Here is an 18,761-nt window from a genome sequence, read left to right on the forward strand (position 1 = left end):
GGCATCCTCCCCGCCGCCTGCTTTTGCGGCGGGGAGATATAGCGGACGGCGGGACCAGGCCTTAAAAAAGAAGCACCCAGGCCGCTGCTCCTGATAATAAAAAGATATACGGATATAGCCATTCCTGCGGGAGTGGCTTTATTATTTTATCTCTCCCGTAACGGTAGCGCCGGAATTATTATCTTTGCCCCATGGAAAAAGAACACCAGATTTTCGGTATCAGGGCAATTATTGAAGCTATACATGCGGGCAGGGAAATTGATAAGGTTTTTGTGCAGAAGGACGCACAGGGCGAACTGATGCGGGAGCTGATGAAAGTGATGAAAGGCAACAACGTCAATTTCAGTTATGTGCCTGCGGAGAAGCTGAACCGCCTTACCCCAAATAACCACCAGGGGGCGGTTGCCACTATTGCCCCAATACATTTCCACGACCTTGAAACGCTGGTGGAGCGTGTGGCCGAAAGCGGCAAGATACCTTTGTTCCTGATACTGGACCAGCTTAGCGATGCCCGTAATTTCGGTGCTATCATCCGCACTGCCGAATGTACAGGCGTAGATGGTATCATCATCCAGAAACAGGGATCGGCACCGGTGAACGGCGATACGGTGAAAACATCAGCCGGGGCCGTATTCAATGTGCCTATCTGTAAAGTGGAGCATATAAAAGATGCGATTTTCCACCTGCAGGGTTCCGGCATAAAAACCGTAGCTGCCACCGAAAAGACAGAAAATACTATTTATGACGTGTCCCTTAATGAGCCCGTTGCTATAATTATGGGCTCTGAAGACAGGGGAATAAACCCCTCTGTACTAAAAATTACAGATGAAAAAGCAAAGCTGCCCCTATTCGGCAGCATAGCATCGCTGAACGTGTCGGTAGCCTGTGGCGCTTTTCTTTATGAAGCCGTAAGGCAGCGAAGCTAGGTTATATTCCTACTTCTGTCAGGGATTGTTCCTATTATTTTCGCCTTCCTGCTTATCAGCACGGTAATTGTATACAATCCTTATCTGCGGCGGCGGTGAAAGTACTTCGGCATCGGTTACTTCAATATCTGGCGGTTTTGGCGGGTTTACAAAATTGCCGTTCTCATCAAAGCGTTTCATAAACGGGTCGGTGCCTGGGTCAAAGTCCGGATGTTCCCAGGCATAAGTTATCGGCTTCCTGTATTCAGGTGTTTTGTATATTACAGAAAACAACAGCCCGGTAAAGAACCCTGCCAGGTGCCCCTCCCACGAAATATTGTCTTCTACCCCCGGAAAAACATACCATATCATACCACCATAAAAAGTGGCAATGAGCAATGACAGGGCTACCAGCCTGTAGTAGCCGGTCTGCAGGCCTTTAAAGAAAATAAAGCTTACCAGCACATAAATGAGGCTGCTGGCCCCTATATGGTAGGAAGGCCTGCCGATGGCCCATGTAAATAAGCCCGAGAGAACGATGCCATAAATTATTATCTGTAATGCCTGCCTGCGGTAAAAAAAGCGCATGGCAGCTATCAGCAGGAACAGCGGGATACTGTTGTTATACAAGTGCTCCAGGCTGCCATGCAGGAACGGGCTGAAAAGAACTCCCCTGAGCCCCCCGGGCGTCCTCGGGAAAATACCATAGTGTGTGAGGTCTTCATATTTTACCTCCACCCAAAAAACGCCCCATATCAGTAAAGTAGCCATAAGCGGCCATAGTATTACTGATGGTGTAAATGTAAAATGTTTGTCACGGCTATCAATCATGTAAGAATGAACGTCAAAAATTTATCCATAAATTTTAACCTGCTATTTTGGCACAAAATATTTACTTTTACGGGTATGGATACCCCCCTCGCAGAACGCATACGGCCACAGCGCCTTTCAGAATACATCAGCCAGCAGCACCTGGTAGGGCCCGGCGGCTCCCTCACGCACCAGATAGGCCGCGGCATTATCCCTTCACTGATACTATGGGGGCCTCCGGGTACGGGTAAAACAACACTTGCCCAAATCATGGCCCAGGAAAGTAACAGGCCTTTTTATGTGCTTAGCGCTATAAATTCCGGTGTTAAGGAAGTACGCGAGGTGATAGACAAAGCAAAACAAAGCGGCGGACTCTTCACGGCAAAAAACCCGATACTGTTTATTGATGAGATACACCGCTTCAGCAAATCCCAACAGGATTCTTTACTGGCTGCGGTAGAAAAAGGGATTGTAACACTTATAGGCGCTACAACCGAAAATCCAAGTTTTGAAGTAATCCCCGCATTATTGTCAAGATGTCAGGTGTATGTGCTGAACCCATTTACAAAAGAAGACCTGGAAGCACTTTTGCACCGTGCATTGGAAACAGACAGCATACTAAAAACTAAAAATATAAGCCTGAAAGAAACTGAGGCGCTTATACGGTTGTCCGGTGGCGACGGCCGAAAACTGCTTAATATTTTTGAGCTGGTTATTAATGCCGCTGATGGCGACACCATTGAAATTACCAATGATAAGGTAATGCAGCTGGCCCAGAAAAACACGGTGCTCTATGATAAAACAGGCGAACAGCACTATGATATTATCTCTGCTTTTATAAAGTCCATGCGGGGCAGCGACCCTAACGGTGCGGTGTACTGGCTTGCAAGAATGATTGAAGGCGGGGAAGACCTGAAGTTTATAGCCCGCCGCATGCTTATACTGGCCAGTGAAGACATAGGGAATGCCAACCCTACCGCGCTTATCATGGCCAACAATACCTTCCAGGCAGTAAGTACCATTGGCTACCCCGAGGCCCGGATAGTATTGAGCCAGTGCGCCATATACCTGGCTACATCGCCTAAAAGCAACGCATCCTACATGGCCATAAACCATGCACAGCAAACCGTGAAGCAGACCGGCGACCTGCCCGTACCGCTCCACCTGCGCAACGCACCCACTACATTGATGAAAGATCTGGGCTATGGAGACGACTACAAATACGCCCATGATTTTGAAAATAATTTTGCCGAACAGGAATTCCTTCCGGCAGAAATAAAGGACACCCGGTTTTATGACCCCGGCAACAACAGCCGTGAAAATGCAACACGCGATTTTTTAAGAACCCGGTGGAAAGGCAAGTATGGCTATTAGCCCGCTAAACCCGGTGATTTTTACTCCATACCAAAAATAATAGTTTTTTAGGGGAGCTTTTTCCCGCTATTCGCTCTATCTCCCCGCCGCGAAAGCGGGCGGCGGGGAGGATGCCGCTGCTATCGGGGCTAACAGGAAAAACCTGTTGTACCACCGATACTAATACAGCAAAGGCAGCGTTACTTACTAAATTCCTGCCGATGAAAAAAATAGCGCCCTTATTATTCATTTATGCTGTTGCCATACCGCATAGGGATTTTTTTGAAAAACTATCCGATGCCGCGCTGTCAGTCACCAAAGATACTGTAGTATATGACAGCAGGTATTACAATATCCCTTACCCAAACGGCGACGTACCCAAAGACAGGGGCGTCTGTACCGATGTCGTCATACGCAGTTACCGCAGGCTGGGTATTGACCTGCAAAAAGAAGTACATGAGGACATGAAAGCTAATTTTGCAGTTTACCCCAAATCATGGAGGCTTAAGAGTACCGATACTAATATTGACCACAGGCGGGTGCCAAACCTGCAGGTTTTTTTTACGAGGAAAGGCAAAAAACTGCCTGTAACAAACAACACTGCCGATTACAAGCCGGGCGATATCGTTACCTGGATACTCCCGGCTAACCTACCCCACATAGGTATTGTGGTAAACCGGAAAAAAGGTAACAGGTACATGGTGGTACATAATGTAGGCTATGGGCAAGTACTTGATGACTGCCTGTTCCGGTATAAGGTTACCGGCCACTACAGGTATAAAAAGTAGCCTTTATGCTTTGTGTATTTTTTGTAATATTTCTTTAGCGGCACCTTTATATGCAGGCGAATGTTCGGGAAATCCCCGCGTAAGTATTACCTCAAGTTCAGGGTGTATCCAGGCTTTGCTTTTACCGGCCAGGTACAGCGCGCGCATTGCATAAGCTTTTGAGGCTACTTTAGCACCTGATATAAGCCAGTCAAAGCAGGCTTCTGTAACCTGCTGAAGCTGTCTGGCGGTGAGGAAACTTCCGTCCCTCATATGCCGCTGCACACAAAACAGGCATATTTTTGATACGGAACGTATGGCGCCATCGTGCGTAAATGCAGGCAGCGAATCACAAAATTGCGGCAGGTAGCCCCTGAGCATATCCAAATCTTTTTCCAGAACCAGTTCGAGTATCCAGCAGGCCTTGTGGTGGCTGGTATCCTGCATGCTCAGGGCAGTCGCCATAAGTTCCGGGAACAACTGGTGATTGCCAAGGACTTCCGCGCAAAGCAAATCGCGTACCGGCCGATGTGCCGTACTTGCCTGGATTTTATTATAAAACAATGACATCAGTTAACTATAAATCCCATAAATAACAGAATTAAAGCTATTATGGTTCCCACTATAGTGACAAAAAGCATTACAAAGATATAACTGAGAAATGTCCTAATGACCCTTGAAAGGACAGAAAACATGTCAAAAAAACTTATATAAATCCATAAGGTAAGCGCTATATCTGTAATGAATAAGAATGCAGGCACCCAGTTGGCATAAATGCTGTCCTTACAGGCATAGAGCAGCGGGAGCAGGGAAATATGCAGCACAAGCTTTTGCCCGGCTAAAAAAGTATTCAGCACCATATGCTCGATAAAATTGTACCGGCTCTTCCTGAACATCAGATACGACACCATACCATAAAGCGGTACGATCATAAGGGTTACCAGCGTATAATGTGAAGTTATCCATTCCTGTACCTTTGCGGACAGGTGCGCTTCTTTTGAATGTTCATCATAAAGCCGGAACATTAAGTCCACTTCAAAATAATGATACAGGAAGCCATATAGCGTGGCGAGGAAAATCACCATGGCTGTAGGTTTAAAATAAGCAACGCGCCTGCCGGCAATGAATTGCCTGATAGTGCTTCCGGGGCGCAGGGTAAGTTCTTTGATTGTAAAAAGCAGCCCTTTATCTACATGAAATATCCCATGCTGTATCTCGTGCCACACATAGTGCCAGTCAATCGCGTGCGTATGTGCCGACTGCCCACAGTTGACACAATAGTTCCCTTCAAAATTGGTAGTACAGTTTTTACAGGTAGTTGTTGCCATGATTTTGAGCATTTAAACCCGGTAAAAATAAAAGTTTTTTACAAATGCCTGTATAGGGATATAAAAAAAGCTGCCCGAAGGCAGCCCAAAAAGTTTAGTTTAGTATCTAGTTTTATCACAAACCACAACACCTGAAGGCGCTATGCGTTAGTTGGCAAAACCATGAGGCTAAAGGTAATAAAAAAAAATTTACTGTAACAACAGGCCTTTTCTTAAAATATAAAATTTTTTTACTGTTGCTGCACCGTTACATTATTGTAAGCCTTTCCGCGTGCTGTGCTTCGCGTTTCAATATACCGGAATGTAACCATTGACTTTATGATAAGCCCCGCAAAACTTCCGCACAACAGCAACACCATGGCGTGCAGCAGCAGGAGGGTAAAATTAGCCTGGATATGGCCAGCATGCACCGTTTGGTACAGATTGTAGCCGGCTATTGTTATAAGCACCAGGTTTGGTATCAAAAGTAGCAGTTTCATTTTCTTCTGTTTTAAGCAATTAACCTGTGCAAGTTCGTTTTTTGTTATCTTAAATTTCTATAACTATGTGCTAATTAATACTTAAATATTGGCTGGTGGTAGTGGCAATATGTTGTGGCATAACGCAAATTATGCAGGTTGTCCATGGACAGGGAGAAGCTTTATATGGGCCAAAAGGATACACTGCCCTCACCCTTTAGCCCCGATTGGAGCGGCATCCTCCCCGCCGCCGCGCTTATGCGGCGGGGAGATATAGCGAAAAGCGGGACGTGCGGTTACAAAAAGTGCGCTTAGCCGGCTGCTCCGGATAATAAACATGGCCTTACTGAAGTTTATGCTTCATGGCAATGGGAAGATATGATATTTTTGTAATTTTAGGACGTATGAAGTTGTGTGATTATAAGAAACTGAATGAAGAGGATCAGTACCGTATCCTTTGGGAACAAGGGGTGCTGATTGATGCCTGCATGGATGGCGAGGTTAAGAAACTGTTGTACGCTATTGATAATTTTTATGTGGAACTGTGGTGCCATACCGTGACTAATAAAATTTTATGGAAGCTGAGCTTTAAGCAGGGCAAGTTACTGGAAAAATACCTTGATAAATATTCTGTCCAGATAAATTGAGCGCAAATGCCTGCCACTGTGATGGCCTTACCCGAAGAGCAGCCGCAGTTGATGAATAAATGAAGCCTGGCTTTCGTTTATGAGTAGTAAAGCTTCGCCGGCAGTAAACCAGCCTGCCTTATCAATTTCAGGAAAGGTTTTCAGCTTACCGGAACGCGGAGGCCATTCGATTTCAAAAGTATTTGAGATAATGTTTTTTTCATTGGGGTTGCCTTCGCAGGCCCAGGCATGTACTTTTTTACCTCCTTTTTGTATGACTGGCGCCAGCTCCTGGTAAGGCCCCGGCGGCGCGAAGCCTGTTTCCTCTTGAAATTCCCTAATGGCTGCTGACAATAAGGGCTCTCCGTCCCGGGGCTCTCCTTTGGGTATGGTCCACCAGCCTTCGTGCTTTTTCACAAAATAAGGGCCTCCCGGATGCACCAGAAAATATTCGGGCTCCGGGTTAATTTTCCTGTAGAGCAATATGCCGGCGCTTTGTTTCATGATGTAAAGTTAGTGACTTGTGCTATGTACAGGTGCCGGAAAGGCACAAAAAAAACCTGCATGCAGCAGGTTGTGTTTTGTGCGGTTGGCATTATCGTTATTCATTGAAGCCTTTTTCGGGTTCAGCGTAGCGGCTTATTGAGCTGCTGTCGTCCTGGTCGCTGCCTTCCACTTTTACTATTTTATTATAAACTCCCAGTAACAGGAATGGCGCAGCCCACTGGCCAACGAATAGTGCTGTGTGGTTTTTGCCGAATATTTTCAGCGTTGCTGATACTGCCATAGAGCCTAAGGCGGCCCAAAGGAATGTGTCTGACGGAAGTTTTGCTGTCTGGCTTTCAATAGCTTTTGCTACTTTGCCTTCTGAATGGTCATTTTTCTGGATTGACATAATGATGTAAATTTTAATTAGTAATAATTTTAGTTAGCTGTTTGGTAAAATTAAATATACTGGTAATAAACAAGTTATAGGGTAATGTTAATTAGTGGTAAGGTTACGTTAAACTATTTAGAGGAGATGCCGTTATTTTTTTAGATGTAGGGCTAAGGTGCCGGCAGGTAATGCCCCTGCCCCTGCTTCCAGCCCCGATGATGGAGGCGGCATCCTCCCCGCCGCCCGCTTTTGCGGCGGGGAGATAGAGACGAGAGCGGGACCGGGCCACGGCAAATAAAGCCACCTGGTACTGCTCCCAATGAAGATTGGCCTGTAGATTTTTGTTTTAAAATTTGTAATTTAGGATAAATAAATATGCTATGAAATTTATGTATAAAACTCTTGTAGCGGCACTGTTGCTTGTGGCATGCAGTAGCGCAAATAAAGATGTATTGCCGGCTGATTTTACTCCTTCACCGCAGAGGGGTATTGCCGTAGGTACGCTTACTTTTGAAGGTGACAAGCCCATGAATGACATTTACCGCCTTTTTTATAACGCTGTAAAAGGTGACAAAAAGTTTAGGAAAAGAAACGCCGGCAAAATAATGATCAAAGCCCGCGAAGGCAACGGTAGGGCTTTTACAGGCGACTTTAATAACAGGAAGACGTACTTGTTTGTCATTGAGCGCGAACCCGGCCAATATGCTTTTACGGAATACAATTACCTTAACCATATAGGACCCAACGGGATGGTGAATTTTAGCAGGGAATTTGCCATACCTTTTGATATTAAGGCCGGAACAATAAGCTATATAGGAGAAATTACTTACAATGACGCTGCTCTGCCGGGCACTCCGAAGCTTGTTGTGACAGATAAAATGGATCGTGACGTGGCGGAGTTCGGCAAGAAATATCCCGCTGTACCATGGGGCATGGCCGTGAATAACACAGCAAAATCAGGCGATACGGCGGGAGGGCTGGTAGAATTCCGGTAAGAAACCTCTGTAGGAATTTATACAGAAAATTCTTTAATGTGTTAAATTTCAAACATTTAACGCTTTTCTTGTTATAATATTTTCCTTCATACAGTACTTTTATCCCTGAACTAAATACCTTATATATGGATAAAATTACCTATGACGGAATCAGGAATTTCATTATTGAAAATGAGCTGACCGACAGCGTGGCCATTTCGCTGCACCCGGACAGTTTTGATGAGCTGGTTATGGATTACCTTGACATCAATAATAACCAGATTGAGCGCCCTTTTGAAATTTTAGGCATTGAGATCCTTCAGGACAGTACGGGTAGCGTCCAGAAAAACAAAGTCAATATCCTTAATGTGGTGTAAGCAGCAGGGATAACTTACCTGGATGTATTTTTTGAAACCCGCCCACAACAGGCGGGATTTTTTATTGCAGCGCCTGCATAAGCTGCTCAGGAGCCACCTGCTGCTGGCTGCCGGTAACGAGATTTTTGAGGGTAAATGTGTTACTGCTCATTTCGGCATCGCCGGCCAGCACCGCAAAGGGAATGCCCCGCTTATCGGCATACTGGAACTGCCTGGCTATTTTAGCGGCATCAGGATAGAGTTCTGCTTTTATCCCCCGCTCGCGGAGTTTCCCTATGGCTTTCATGGCATATAAGGCTTCCCTATTGCCAAAATTTAGAAACAAAGCTTTAGTGGTTTCGGTTATTGTACCGGGGAAAAGGCCGAGTTCTTCCAGGACGAGGTAAATCCTGTCCAGCCCGAAAGAAATACCAACACCACTCATATTTTTCAGCCCGAATATGCCGGTAAGGTCGTCATACCTGCCGCCCCCGCCTATGGAACCCATGACCACCCCTTTAGGTGCAGTAACTTCAAAAATGGCGCCGGTATAGTAATTGAGCCCCCGTGCCAGGGTAACATCAAGGTCAAGCACTGACTTTTTAAGGCCTAACTGAGTAACGTTGGCACAAATAAAACGCAGCTCTTCCACCCCCTTCATCCCTTCTTCCGAAGTAGCGAGCAGATCGGACAGCCTTGCCAGTTTTTCGTCCACACTGCCTGTAAAATTAAATAATGGCTGCACTTTTTCAATTGCCTCTTGTGTAATGCCTTTTTCAAGCATTTCTTTTTTAACGCCTTCTTCGCCTATTTTATCGAGCTTGTCTAAAGCTACGGTAAAGTCAATAAGTTTATCTTTGGCCCCGATAACTTCGGCAATGCCCGAAAGTACTTTGCGGTTATTGATTTTTATGGCAGCACCGCCCAGACCCAGCGCTGTAAATACATTATCATATAGCTGTACCAGCTCTACCTCCTGCCATAGGGAGGCTGACCCTACCACATCGGCATCGCACTGGTAAAATTCACGGAAACGGCCTTTTTGCGGGCGGTCAGCCCTCCATACCGGTTGTATCTGATAACGCTTAAACGGAAATTCAATCTCATTTTGGTGCATTACCACGTAGCGCGCAAATGGCACCGTGAGGTCGTAGCGAAGGGCTTTTTCAGAAATTTGCGGGGTGAGTTTAATCGAGCTAAATTCTGCAAAGACAATGTCAAGAAAGCCAGATTTAATAATATCTTCTACACTATCAGACTCAATAATGTTATTCCAAAAAGTGTCTTCATTAAGAAGACTTATATATATATTCTTTAACTTGTCACCTATATGGAGTCTTTCCTTAATATCTATTATTTCACTTTGCTTACTAAAATTTATTATTGATCCATTCTTAGCATTGTCTCTTATAATCTGAAGATCCGAAACAATTACAGCAAAATCTTCTATTGATTTAGAGGTAGATAGAAAATAATCACCGCTGTTCAGTATCTTAAAAATAAGCCTGTCGCCTTCTTCCCCGTATTTTCCCATAAGGGTTTCGGAATTTTCAAAAGATGGTGTTTCAATGGGCTGGTAGCCAAAGGTCTCAAAATGATGTTTTATGACGGCTATAATATATTGGCGCTTAGCCACCTCAGCGGGTGAAAAATCCCTTGTCCCTTTTGGTATTCCCGGTTTTTGTGCCATGGTATATGCTTATTTTTTATAAGTGCAAATATACGCTGGGAAATTCGGATTTCAGATTGCAGATTGTAGATTTCAGGCTGCAGATTTATATCTCACCCTAAAAACGACTTTACCCTCTTTCCAACTTTTCGGCTTTAAACCGTAAACTTTTAAACTAAACATTGTATTTTAGTGCCATCAAAAAAATAATGATGTTAGGCCTGTTCAGGGAAAATACCAAAATTGCCTTCAGCTCCATAAAAGGACAGCTGCTGCGTACCATATTAACAGTGCTGATTATAGGTATCGGCATATGGGCACTGGTAGGCATACTTGCCGCAGTAACTGTGCTGGAGAGTACAGTAACCGGGAATTTTGCCTCGATGGGTGCCAATACATTTACCATCAGCCGCTACGACTTTTCCGAGCAACTGGGGCGCAACAGCAATGAAGCCAAGATAAACCCTATTATCAGCTATCCGCAGGCAAGGGAATTTAAAGATAAATACGGCTTCCCGGGTTCTGCCGTGTCCCTTTCGTTTACAGCGGCCGGAAATGCAGAGGTGAAGCATGAAGGTAAGAAAACGGACCCTGAAATTACAATCCTTGGCGCCGACGAAAACTTTTTACCCAATTCAGGGCTTGAAACTACCAAAGGGCGGAACTTTAACAGTTTTGACATAAGCAACAACAATTATGTGTGCATTTTGGGCAGCGATTTTGAAAAAGGGCTTTTTAAAGATATAAACCCTATTGATAAAATTGTATCCATACGGGGGGCAAAATTCAGGGTGATTGGCGTGCTTAAAGAAAAAGGCTCTACATTCGGAAGCCGACAGGATCTCAGGCTTATAGTACCTATACAGGTAGCGAGGTCACTTTTTACAGCGCCAAACATTGATTACGAAGTCAGGGTGATGGTTAATAATAAAGATTTTCTGGATCCGGCGGTTGATGATGCCATACTGGCTATGAGGCGGGTAAGGAAACTAAACCCTGTTGAAGAAGAAAATTTTGGTATTGAGCGCAGTGATGAACTGATACAAACCCTGCTGTCGCAAACCGAAGCCCTGGGCATAGCAGCCTGGGTTATAGGCATTATTACCGTTTTTGGATCCTCAATAGCGCTCATGAACATCATGCTGGTTTCTGTAACCGAAAGGACCCGTGAAATTGGCGTGCGCAAATCACTCGGCGCCAAACGCAGCACCATAGCCATGCAGTTTTTTACCGAAACACTTATCATCAGCCTGCTTGGCGGGGCTGTAGGCCTGCTACTGGGGCTGCTCACAGGTTATGGCGCTTCTTTAATTTTTGGGGTACCCTTCCCTATGCCGTGGCTTGCCATTTCGGCAGCGCTTATAACCATTATTATTGTTACGCTGTTTTCGGGTTCTTACCCGGCTGTAAAAGCTTCCAAGCTCGACCCCGTCGAGGCCCTCAGGTATGAGTAGACGGATTATAGCGGCATTTCTGAAAAACGGCAGCTTCGGCTTTGACCGTTATTGTAACAAAGGCTAAGCCAGCCTACTGGCTATCATCCTGTCATTCCCGTAAATGTCTTTCTTCAGTATGATGTTTGTATAGCCATAGCCTTCTAACATTTCAGCGGTTTCCTTGCCTAGGTACTGGTTAATCTCGAAGTAAAGCGTCCCGTTTTTATTAAGCGCCTGTTTTGCTAACAGTGCAATCTTTCGGTAGAACAGCAGTGCATCATTATCTTCAACAAAAAGAGCCAGGTGGGGCTCATACTCCAGTACGTTCCGCTTCATTTGCCCCTTTTCAAGGACACGTACATAAGGCGGGTTCGATACAATACAGTCATATTGCTGTGGCAGGGCTTCAACAGTAAGGATGTCCATCTGCCGGAAGGCAACTACTGTGTCATTTTGTGTTGCGTTACGTATGGCTACAGCCAGGGCCTCTTCAGAAACATCAAGTGCAGAAACTGTGGCACGGGGCAGGTTTTTAGCCAGCGAAACGGCAATACAGCCACTGCCTGTACCTATATCAAGGATACTACTGTTTCCTTTAGCTTTATTATCATTAATGACCCATGCTACCAGTTCCTCTGTTTCAGGTCGTGGAATAAGGGTGTGCCTGTTAACTTCAAATTCCAGCCCGTAAAAATAGGCCTTGTTGAAAATATACTGTATAGGGACCTGTTTTTGGAGCTGTGCGAGGACGACATCCCACTCACGGGTTTCGGCTTCTGAAAATTCAGCATCAGGATTAAGGGCAAGGTCAGTACGTTTCCAGCCTTTCAGTTCCGCAAGGGCAATTATAAAAAAGCTTTCGGCCTCCATGGCATCATAAAGCGGTGTTAGTTCCCGGAGGAAATGGCTCCTGTAGTCTCTTATCTTCATTACCTGCAAAACTAATTATTCGCAGCGATGTAGGGCACACAAAATGTAAACTTTGTAACTTTGAAACTTTACAATTCCACATGGACCACCAGCTTTATATGCAGCGCTGCCTTGAACTTGCCCAACACGGCCTTAGGGATGCCATGCCCAACCCTTCGGTAGGTGCGGTGCTGATACATAACGGCCGCATAATTGGGGAAAGTTATACTTCAGCTTACGGCGGCCCTCACGGCGAAGTTAACTGCATCAGTTCGGTAGCGGAACAGGACCGCCACCTTATACCTGAAGCTACTCTCTATGTAAGCCTTGAACCTTGCAGCCATTACGGTAAAACGCCCCCGTGCTGTGACCTGATAATTAACCAGGGTATTAAAAATATTGTGATAGGTACTGCCGACCCGCATGAAAAAGTAGCCGGCAACGGCATAAAGAAGCTGCGTGAGGCCGGCAGAAATGTAGTAGTGGGCGTGCTTGAACAGGAATGCAGGGAAATGAACCGGCGCTTTTTTACCTACCACGAAAAAAAACGGCCTTATAGTATACTTAAATGGGCAGAAAGTAAAGACAAGTTTATAGCTCCGCTGCGCCAGCCTGATGCAGAAAAAAAACCTGTATGGGTAACTTATCCTTATTCGCGGCAGCTGGTGCATAAGTGGCGAAGCGAGGAAATGGCCATACTGGCGGGTACAAAGACCGTACTTGACGATAACCCCAACCTTGATGTGCGTGACTGGAGCGGGCCCAACCCTGTTCGGGTAGTGCTGGACAGGCAGGGCAGCATTACCCCCGCCTATTCTGTTAAAAATCTAAAAATAAAGACAATTATCTTGACGGAACAGGAGAATTGCACTAATTTAGAGAACCTCATCTTTGAAAAAATTGCTTTTGATGAACATTTACCCCGGAATTGCATGGAGGTATTGTACAAGCACAACTTAATTTCGGTTATCATTGAAGGCGGACGGCAGACACTACAGGCTTTTATTGATGCCGGATTGTGGGATGAGGCCAGGATTTTTACAGGAGATGTTTCTTTTAGAGAGGGTACGCCCGCCCCGTTTATAAAGGGGGATGCTACAGTAAAAAAATATATAGGCGCAGATGAATTAGTAATATTGAGGAACTATGATCAATACAATTATATTTGATTTTGGCGATGTTTTTATCGATAAGGATAAACAGGCAAGAACCAATGCCCTGGTGAACCTTGGGCTTAAAGAATGGGATAATGCCCTGCAGGAGCTTGAGCACCAGATGGAAACAGGTAAAATTGATGGCGAGGCCTTTTTGAAAGGGGTACAGGAACATATACCGGGCGCGTCAACAGAGCAGATAAAACAGGCCTGGAACGCCGGTATTGGCGAGTTCCCCCTTTACAGGCTCGAATTTTTGCAAAAGCTTTCGCAAACCTACCGCCTATTCCTTTTAAGCAATACGGACCCTATACATATTGAAAAATTTGAGCAGGATGCAGGCGCTTCCTTTTACAGCGACTTTTACCAGTGCTTTGAAGGTATTTATTTTTCCCACGAGATCGGTGTGCGCAAGCCGGATGAGGAAGCCTATTACTATCTTATCAATAAACACGAGATACAGCCCAAGCGTACCCTTTTTATTGACGATAAAGACTTTAATACTAGGACCGCAGAGAAGCTTGGCTTCCGGACGTGGACATTAAAAGCAGGCGAAGAAGACGTAACAGGCCTTTTTGACAAAAAAATTATCAGCCTTGAAGACGTGTAATTATGTATTTACCGGCTTAGTTTTGACCGCGGCAACCAATGAATTATGCTCATTGGTATAGAACAACAGGTTCCGGCTTGGCGGAAGGTTTTTAAAGCCTGATGCAAGTACATAACAACTTATTTTTTCTACCATGGCTTTATCATCAGGCGCTACAATATAAAGGGCTATCCTGCCTTTATCCTTCATGGCAAAATAGACCTCAATAGCTTCTTTATTGTCAAAAAGGTTATTAATACCTGTTTTTAGCTCCGATAGCAAGAGCTTGTCATCCTCAGTATAATCATAGCCGTCATCACCCATTTTCTTATAGTCAAGCACCTCAAAGCCTGACATTTCCACACCACAATATTTTTCCTTTATCTCTGCCTTATGCCCGCAGGAAATCTGTGTGGCAAACATTAAACACCATAATACATTTTTCATACATTAATTTTTAAAACCTGCATCTTCTACTATAAACAAAGCCTAAAATTACGCTAAATATGCCTTAAAACTCCGCTAACAACCTTGCAGTTATTAAGATATAGCAGGAAATTAGCTATAACAAAAGTAACAATATCATGGTTAATGCAGAGGAATTAATAAAAGAATGGCAGGCCTATATTGAAAATAGTGCCTTTCCGTGTGTGGCAGCAAAGGCAGCCATGGCCAGGGGGCAGGTTAAAGTAATGGCTGCAGGGCACATGGCCTGCCCGAAAGATGACAGGGCTATCCTTGATTTTATATACAGTTTTGTAAATGATTACCGCAGTGCAGGCACCATGTTTCATTCGGCAGCCATACTTTTTTCAGAACCTGAGGTATTTAGTGAAGAAATGTACGCACGGTTCTTCTGGAGCAGGCTACAGGCGCTCTCAGACCTTGATGCGGAACATTATGAGTACGACCACAGGGTTGATGCTGACACGGATAGCAGCCAGTTCAGCTTCAGCCTTAAAGGGGAAGCTTTTTTTGTAATTGGCATGCACCCGGCAGCAAGCCGGCCGGCCAGGCGGTTTAAATATCCTGCTGTTGTTTTTAACCCGCATGCGCAGTTTGAACAGCTAAGGGATGCGGGGCAATATGAAAAAATGAAAAATATTGTACGCAAAAAAGATACTGAACTTGCGGGTAATGTAAACCCTATGCTGACAGATTTCGGCGAAAAATCAGAAGTTTACCAATATACCGGGCAAAAGCTGGGCAACAGCTGGAAGTGCCCTCTACACCTAAAACATGCAGGCACTGAACGTAATAAATCCGCGTAGCGGCACAGCATTCCTGCTTAAAAAGGGTCAGCGCCTCAAAGTAGTGGATATGGAAGGTGAGCAGGTTGCCGACCTTATGTGCTATAACCTGCACGACCGGAAAGAATACCTGTCATCCGGCAGGACAATTGATTATGCGGGGACTATAAGGCTCACGAAAGGGCACAGCTTTTACTCCAACCGGAGCAATATTATGTTCCGCATTACCGAAGATACGGTCGGGCTGCACGACTTCCTGCTTACACCCTGCAGTGCCGATACCTTCAGGATACTTTATGAACACAAAAATCCGCACAAAGGGTGCTTCGGCAACCTTTGTGAACACCTGGCGCCTTACGGGATCGGGCCTGATGACATCCCTGTTACTTTTAACATTTTTATGAATGTAAGTATTGACTGTGAAGAGGGAAAAGTAGCAGTACTGCCCCCAAAAAGCACGGCTGGTGATTATATTGTTATTGAAGCCGCCATGGACCTTATTGTAGCTTTAACAGCCTGTTCGGCAGAACAAACCAACAACGGGTCGTTCAAGCCCATAGGATACCAGCTGCTGGGCTAGCATAATTTGCATGTAATACCTTTAAAAGATACCTTTGCTGCTGATTTAGGCTACATTGGACATCGATACCTATAAAACACTGGCGGCACCGTCAGGCGAAACACTTTTCAAGGATAAGAACAGCAAGTTCTACGGATATGCTTTTCCCGTAACTACCGAAGAAGAAGTAAAAACTATACTGGATGGCCTGCGCAGGCAGCACCATTCGGCACGGCACTGGTGCTATGCTTTTCAGCTGGGCGCTGAAACCCTATATTATCGTGCCAATGATGACGGCGAACCGAATAATTCAGCTGGCATGCCTATATATGGGCAGATACAGTCGTTTGGTGTTACTAATGTGGTGGTGGTTGTAGTACGCTATTTCGGGGGCATAAAACTGGGTGTGGGCGGCCTGATAGCAGCTTACCGCACCGCGGCGCAGATGGCGCTCGAAGCTTCTGTTATTTTGGAAAAAACAATTGATGTACAATTCACACTTACATTTGGGTACCAGCACATGAACAAAGTGATGCGGGTTATCCGCGAAAAAAACCTGGCTATACTTTCGCAAAAAATGGAGATGGATTGTGAAGTTGTTATAAGCACACGCAAAAAAAATGCCGCAGCAGCTGCCGCAGCATTACAAAACTTATATGAAGTAGAAGTTAGCAGTAAATTACAGCCATAAGCTTATCTGCTCATAAAATCATACTTTCCCGTTATTGCTTTCTGAAATTGCTTGCAGGACATAATCCGGCGGTAAAACAGGGCGCCCGGTTTTCATATCAACAAACACCAGCATGGAGTAGCCCGTTGTTAATAACTCCCCTCTCTCATTATATATCTCATAATCAAATTCTATCTTAACAGATGCCCGTTTTTTTAAGATTGTCCTTACAGTCAGCAGGTCATCATATCGGGCGGGTTTTTTATAATTTAATGTTAACTGCACCACTGGCAGCATTATGCCCTGTTCCTCCATAAAAGCATAGCTAAGGCCCAGATTCCTAAGCCACTCTACACGCCCCATTTCAAAATATTGTGCATAATTACCATGATAAACTACGCCCATTTTATCCGTCTCTGCATATCGTACACGTACTTTAATTTCATGAAAATTCATCTATTGTCACTGTTAATTAATTATTAAAAATTTAAATATCCGCTTACATATTTTTTTTTATAAAATCAATACGGAAAGAATTTTTTTTTGAGGAATTTTGTTTCCATATTTGTTCTCCCAAACAAGAGAGATACCTTCTCCCTCTTTTGTAAAAACACAAGTAATAACTAAAAATTTCAGGATATATGGGTAAAACTGCGCAATCGGTATGGGAAAACTGTCTTGTTTTTATAAAAGACAATATTCAGGACCAGGCCTATAAAACCTGGTTTGAACCCATTAAAGCGGTTGAGCTTACCGACAGCGCATTATATATCCAGGTGCCCAGCAAGTTCTTTTATGAATGGCTTGAGGAACATTATGTGAAATTACTTAAAGTTGCATTAACAAAAGAACTTGGTACGGGCGCAAAGTTACTTTATAAAATTAAGATGGAAAACACTTACGGCAACAAACAGCCTTTTACAGAGCAGTTGCCCAGTGCCCACCGCGTCCCTGTAAAGCCACAGGAAGTGGACGTTCCGTTGCAGAATAAAAACCCTGAGCTCAAAAACCCGTTCATCATACCCGGCATAAGGAACCTGAAGATAGAATCCCAGTTAAATGCCAATTACAGTTTTGATAATTTCCTTGAAGGCGACTCCAACCGTCTTGCTCGATCTGCAGGACTGGCAGTAGCCAATAAGCCCGGAGGTACATCATTTAATCCGCTACTTATATTCGGTGGGGTTGGACTCGGCAAAACACACCTTGCCCATGCCATAGGAGTAGAGATAAAGGATAAATATCCTGAAAAAACGGTTTTATACATCTCTGCTGAAATTTTTACACAGCAATATATTGATTCTGTAAAGCGTAATACAAGGAACGATTTTATCCATTTTTACCAGCTTATAGATGTACTTATTATAGATGATGTACAGTTCCTTTCGGGAAAAACAGGTACCCAGGATGTTTTCTTCCATATATTTAACCACCTTCACCAAAACGGCAAACAGGTAATCCTTACTTCAGACAAGGCACCTGTTGATATGCAGGACATTGAGCAACGCCTGCTCTCGCGTTTTAAGTGGGGCCTTTCGGCAGAATTGCACCAGCCTGATTATGAAACAAGGATTTCTATCCTGAAAAATATCCTTTACCGCGATGGTGTTGATATGCCTGAGGAGATTGTGGAGTACGTGGCGCGTAATATAAAAACCAACGTACGCGAACTCGAAGGCGCTATTATATCATTGATAGCGCAGTCATCGTTCAACCACCGTGAGGTTACACTTGACCTCGCCAAGCAGGTAGTAGAGAAATTTGTTAAGAACATTAAGCGGGAAATATCAATAGATTACATACAAAAAGTAGTATCTGATTATTTCCAGCTCGATATTGACACATTACAGTCAAAAACCCGTAAGCGACATGTAGTACAGGCAAGGCAGCTGGCTATGTTCTTCGCCAAAAAATTCACCAAGGCATCGCTGGCCAATATTGGTTCACAAATTGGTGACCGTGACCATGCCACTGTACTGCACGCCTGCAAAACAGTGGATAACCTTGTAACTACCGATAAGCAGTTCCGCAAATTTGTTGACGATATACACAAGAAACTATCCTTATAAAG

The 18,761-nt window shown here is 44.5% G+C and carries 23 protein-coding genes; 13 read left to right on the forward strand and 10 right to left on the reverse strand.

Annotated elements, in window-relative coordinates; all coding sequences use genetic code 11:
- Positions 1 to 191: 191 nt before the first annotated feature.
- Positions 192 to 926 (forward strand): 23S rRNA (guanosine(2251)-2'-O)-methyltransferase RlmB, encoded by a 735-nt coding sequence (gene rlmB, locus CHU92_RS07530; protein WP_094414199.1) that lies wholly within the window; start codon positions 192 to 194, stop codon positions 924 to 926.
- An 18-nt stretch (positions 927 to 944) separates the two neighbouring features.
- On the opposite strand, the gene CHU92_RS07535 is transcribed toward rlmB, so the two are convergent.
- On the reverse strand, positions 945 to 1,736 hold the full coding sequence (locus CHU92_RS07535) for a rhomboid family intramembrane serine protease (protein ID WP_094414201.1): 792 nt from the start codon (positions 1,734 to 1,736) through the stop codon (positions 945 to 947).
- A gap of 75 nt (positions 1,737 to 1,811) precedes the next feature.
- Between CHU92_RS07535 and CHU92_RS07540 the strand changes: the two genes are divergently transcribed.
- Entirely contained in the window at positions 1,812 to 3,089 is a 1,278-nt protein-coding gene (locus tag CHU92_RS07540) for a replication-associated recombination protein A (RefSeq protein ID WP_094414278.1), read from the forward strand.
- Between the two features lie 200 nt (positions 3,090 to 3,289).
- Positions 3,290 to 3,856: a DUF1287 domain-containing protein gene (locus CHU92_RS07550; protein ID WP_094414205.1), complete on the forward strand. Its 567-nt coding sequence runs from the start codon at positions 3,290 to 3,292 to the stop codon at positions 3,854 to 3,856.
- Positions 3,857 to 3,859: 3 nt separating this feature from the next.
- Here the strand turns inward: CHU92_RS07550 and CHU92_RS07555 are convergent, their stop codons facing one another.
- The 3 genes from CHU92_RS07555 to CHU92_RS07565 form a co-directional block, all read right to left on the reverse strand.
- A complete protein-coding gene (locus CHU92_RS07555; RefSeq protein WP_243389570.1) occupies positions 3,860 to 4,405 on the reverse strand; it encodes a hypothetical protein in 546 nt (181 codons plus the stop codon).
- The gene (locus CHU92_RS07560) at positions 4,405 to 5,163 is read right to left on the reverse strand and encodes a DUF3667 domain-containing protein (protein WP_165764610.1); all 759 of its coding nucleotides are present in this window, start codon (positions 5,161 to 5,163) and stop codon (positions 4,405 to 4,407) included. The genes CHU92_RS07555 and CHU92_RS07560 overlap by 1 nt, the downstream gene beginning before the upstream one ends.
- Before the next feature lie 230 nt (positions 5,164 to 5,393).
- Positions 5,394 to 5,642, reverse strand: a complete 249-nt coding sequence (locus tag CHU92_RS07565) for a hypothetical protein (RefSeq protein WP_094414212.1) — start codon at positions 5,640 to 5,642, stop codon at positions 5,394 to 5,396.
- 341 nt (positions 5,643 to 5,983) lie between these two features.
- Between CHU92_RS07565 and CHU92_RS07570 the strand changes: the two genes are divergently transcribed.
- Entirely contained in the window at positions 5,984 to 6,268 is a 285-nt protein-coding gene (locus CHU92_RS07570) for a hypothetical protein (RefSeq protein ID WP_129583029.1), read from the forward strand.
- A 27-nt stretch (positions 6,269 to 6,295) separates the two neighbouring features.
- On the opposite strand, the gene CHU92_RS07575 is transcribed toward CHU92_RS07570, so the two are convergent.
- Together CHU92_RS07575 and CHU92_RS07580 are read right to left on the reverse strand one after the other, a co-directional pair.
- Positions 6,296 to 6,751 carry an NUDIX hydrolase gene (locus CHU92_RS07575; protein WP_094414216.1) on the reverse strand — a complete coding sequence of 152 codons (456 nt, stop codon included), beginning with the start codon at positions 6,749 to 6,751 and terminating at the stop codon, positions 6,296 to 6,298.
- A gap of 97 nt (positions 6,752 to 6,848) precedes the next feature.
- Positions 6,849 to 7,142, reverse strand: coding sequence for a hypothetical protein (locus tag CHU92_RS07580; protein ID WP_094414218.1), 294 nt, complete (start codon positions 7,140 to 7,142; stop codon positions 6,849 to 6,851).
- Between the two features lie 362 nt (positions 7,143 to 7,504).
- Here CHU92_RS07580 and CHU92_RS07585 point away from each other — a divergent pair, with 362 nt between their 5' ends.
- Together CHU92_RS07585 and CHU92_RS07590 are read left to right on the forward strand one after the other, a co-directional pair.
- Entirely contained in the window at positions 7,505 to 8,119 is a 615-nt protein-coding gene (locus tag CHU92_RS07585) for a hypothetical protein (protein WP_094414220.1), read from the forward strand.
- Positions 8,120 to 8,244: 125 nt separating this feature from the next.
- A complete protein-coding gene (locus CHU92_RS07590) occupies positions 8,245 to 8,475 on the forward strand; it encodes a hypothetical protein (RefSeq protein WP_094414222.1) in 231 nt (76 codons plus the stop codon).
- A 61-nt stretch (positions 8,476 to 8,536) separates the two neighbouring features.
- Here the strand turns inward: CHU92_RS07590 and hisS are convergent, their stop codons facing one another.
- Positions 8,537 to 10,144, reverse strand: a complete 1,608-nt coding sequence (gene hisS / locus CHU92_RS07595; protein ID WP_094414224.1) for a histidine--tRNA ligase — start codon at positions 10,142 to 10,144, stop codon at positions 8,537 to 8,539.
- A 188-nt stretch (positions 10,145 to 10,332) separates the two neighbouring features.
- Here hisS and CHU92_RS07600 point away from each other — a divergent pair, with 188 nt between their 5' ends.
- Positions 10,333 to 11,577 (forward strand): ABC transporter permease, encoded by a 1,245-nt coding sequence (locus tag CHU92_RS07600; RefSeq protein WP_165764611.1) that lies wholly within the window; start codon positions 10,333 to 10,335, stop codon positions 11,575 to 11,577.
- A 63-nt stretch (positions 11,578 to 11,640) separates the two neighbouring features.
- Here the strand turns inward: CHU92_RS07600 and prmC are convergent, their stop codons facing one another.
- Positions 11,641 to 12,489, reverse strand: coding sequence for a peptide chain release factor N(5)-glutamine methyltransferase (gene prmC, locus CHU92_RS07605; protein WP_094414226.1), 849 nt, complete (start codon positions 12,487 to 12,489; stop codon positions 11,641 to 11,643).
- A gap of 80 nt (positions 12,490 to 12,569) precedes the next feature.
- Here prmC and ribD point away from each other — a divergent pair, with 80 nt between their 5' ends.
- Entirely contained in the window at positions 12,570 to 13,637 is a 1,068-nt protein-coding gene (gene ribD / locus CHU92_RS07610) for a bifunctional diaminohydroxyphosphoribosylaminopyrimidine deaminase/5-amino-6-(5-phosphoribosylamino)uracil reductase RibD (protein WP_094414228.1), read from the forward strand.
- Positions 13,615 to 14,232: an HAD family hydrolase gene (locus tag CHU92_RS07615; RefSeq protein ID WP_094414230.1), complete on the forward strand. Its 618-nt coding sequence runs from the start codon at positions 13,615 to 13,617 to the stop codon at positions 14,230 to 14,232. Before ribD ends, CHU92_RS07615 begins: the two co-directional genes overlap by 23 nt.
- Here the strand turns inward: CHU92_RS07615 and CHU92_RS07620 are convergent, their stop codons facing one another.
- Positions 14,233 to 14,658, reverse strand: coding sequence for a hypothetical protein (locus CHU92_RS07620; RefSeq protein ID WP_094414232.1), 426 nt, complete (start codon positions 14,656 to 14,658; stop codon positions 14,233 to 14,235).
- A 137-nt stretch (positions 14,659 to 14,795) separates the two neighbouring features.
- Here CHU92_RS07620 and gntA point away from each other — a divergent pair, with 137 nt between their 5' ends.
- Genes gntA through CHU92_RS07635 form a run of 3 tightly spaced genes read left to right on the forward strand, consistent with a single transcriptional unit; the run spans position 14,796 to position 16,711 of the window.
- Entirely contained in the window at positions 14,796 to 15,482 is a 687-nt protein-coding gene (gntA, locus tag CHU92_RS07625) for a guanitoxin biosynthesis heme-dependent pre-guanitoxin N-hydroxylase GntA (protein WP_094414234.1), read from the forward strand.
- A complete protein-coding gene (locus CHU92_RS07630) occupies positions 15,451 to 16,041 on the forward strand; it encodes a DUF1989 domain-containing protein (protein ID WP_094414236.1) in 591 nt (196 codons plus the stop codon). Before gntA ends, CHU92_RS07630 begins: the two co-directional genes overlap by 32 nt.
- Positions 16,042 to 16,096: 55 nt before the next feature.
- Positions 16,097 to 16,711: an IMPACT family protein gene (locus tag CHU92_RS07635; RefSeq protein WP_094414238.1), complete on the forward strand. Its 615-nt coding sequence runs from the start codon at positions 16,097 to 16,099 to the stop codon at positions 16,709 to 16,711.
- A gap of 18 nt (positions 16,712 to 16,729) precedes the next feature.
- Here CHU92_RS07635 and CHU92_RS07640 read toward each other — a convergent pair whose 3' ends face one another.
- Entirely contained in the window at positions 16,730 to 17,146 is a 417-nt protein-coding gene (locus CHU92_RS07640; RefSeq protein WP_094414240.1) for an acyl-CoA thioesterase, read from the reverse strand.
- Positions 17,147 to 17,331: 185 nt separating this feature from the next.
- Between CHU92_RS07640 and dnaA the strand changes: the two genes are divergently transcribed.
- Entirely contained in the window at positions 17,332 to 18,759 is a 1,428-nt protein-coding gene (dnaA, locus tag CHU92_RS07645) for a chromosomal replication initiator protein DnaA (RefSeq protein ID WP_094414242.1), read from the forward strand.
- The last annotated feature ends 2 nt before the right edge of the window (positions 18,760 to 18,761 follow it).

The organism is Flavobacterium cyanobacteriorum, from assembly GCF_002251835.1.
In the GTDB taxonomy this organism is placed as follows: domain Bacteria; phylum Bacteroidota; class Bacteroidia; order Flavobacteriales; family Flavobacteriaceae; genus Flavobacterium; species Flavobacterium cyanobacteriorum.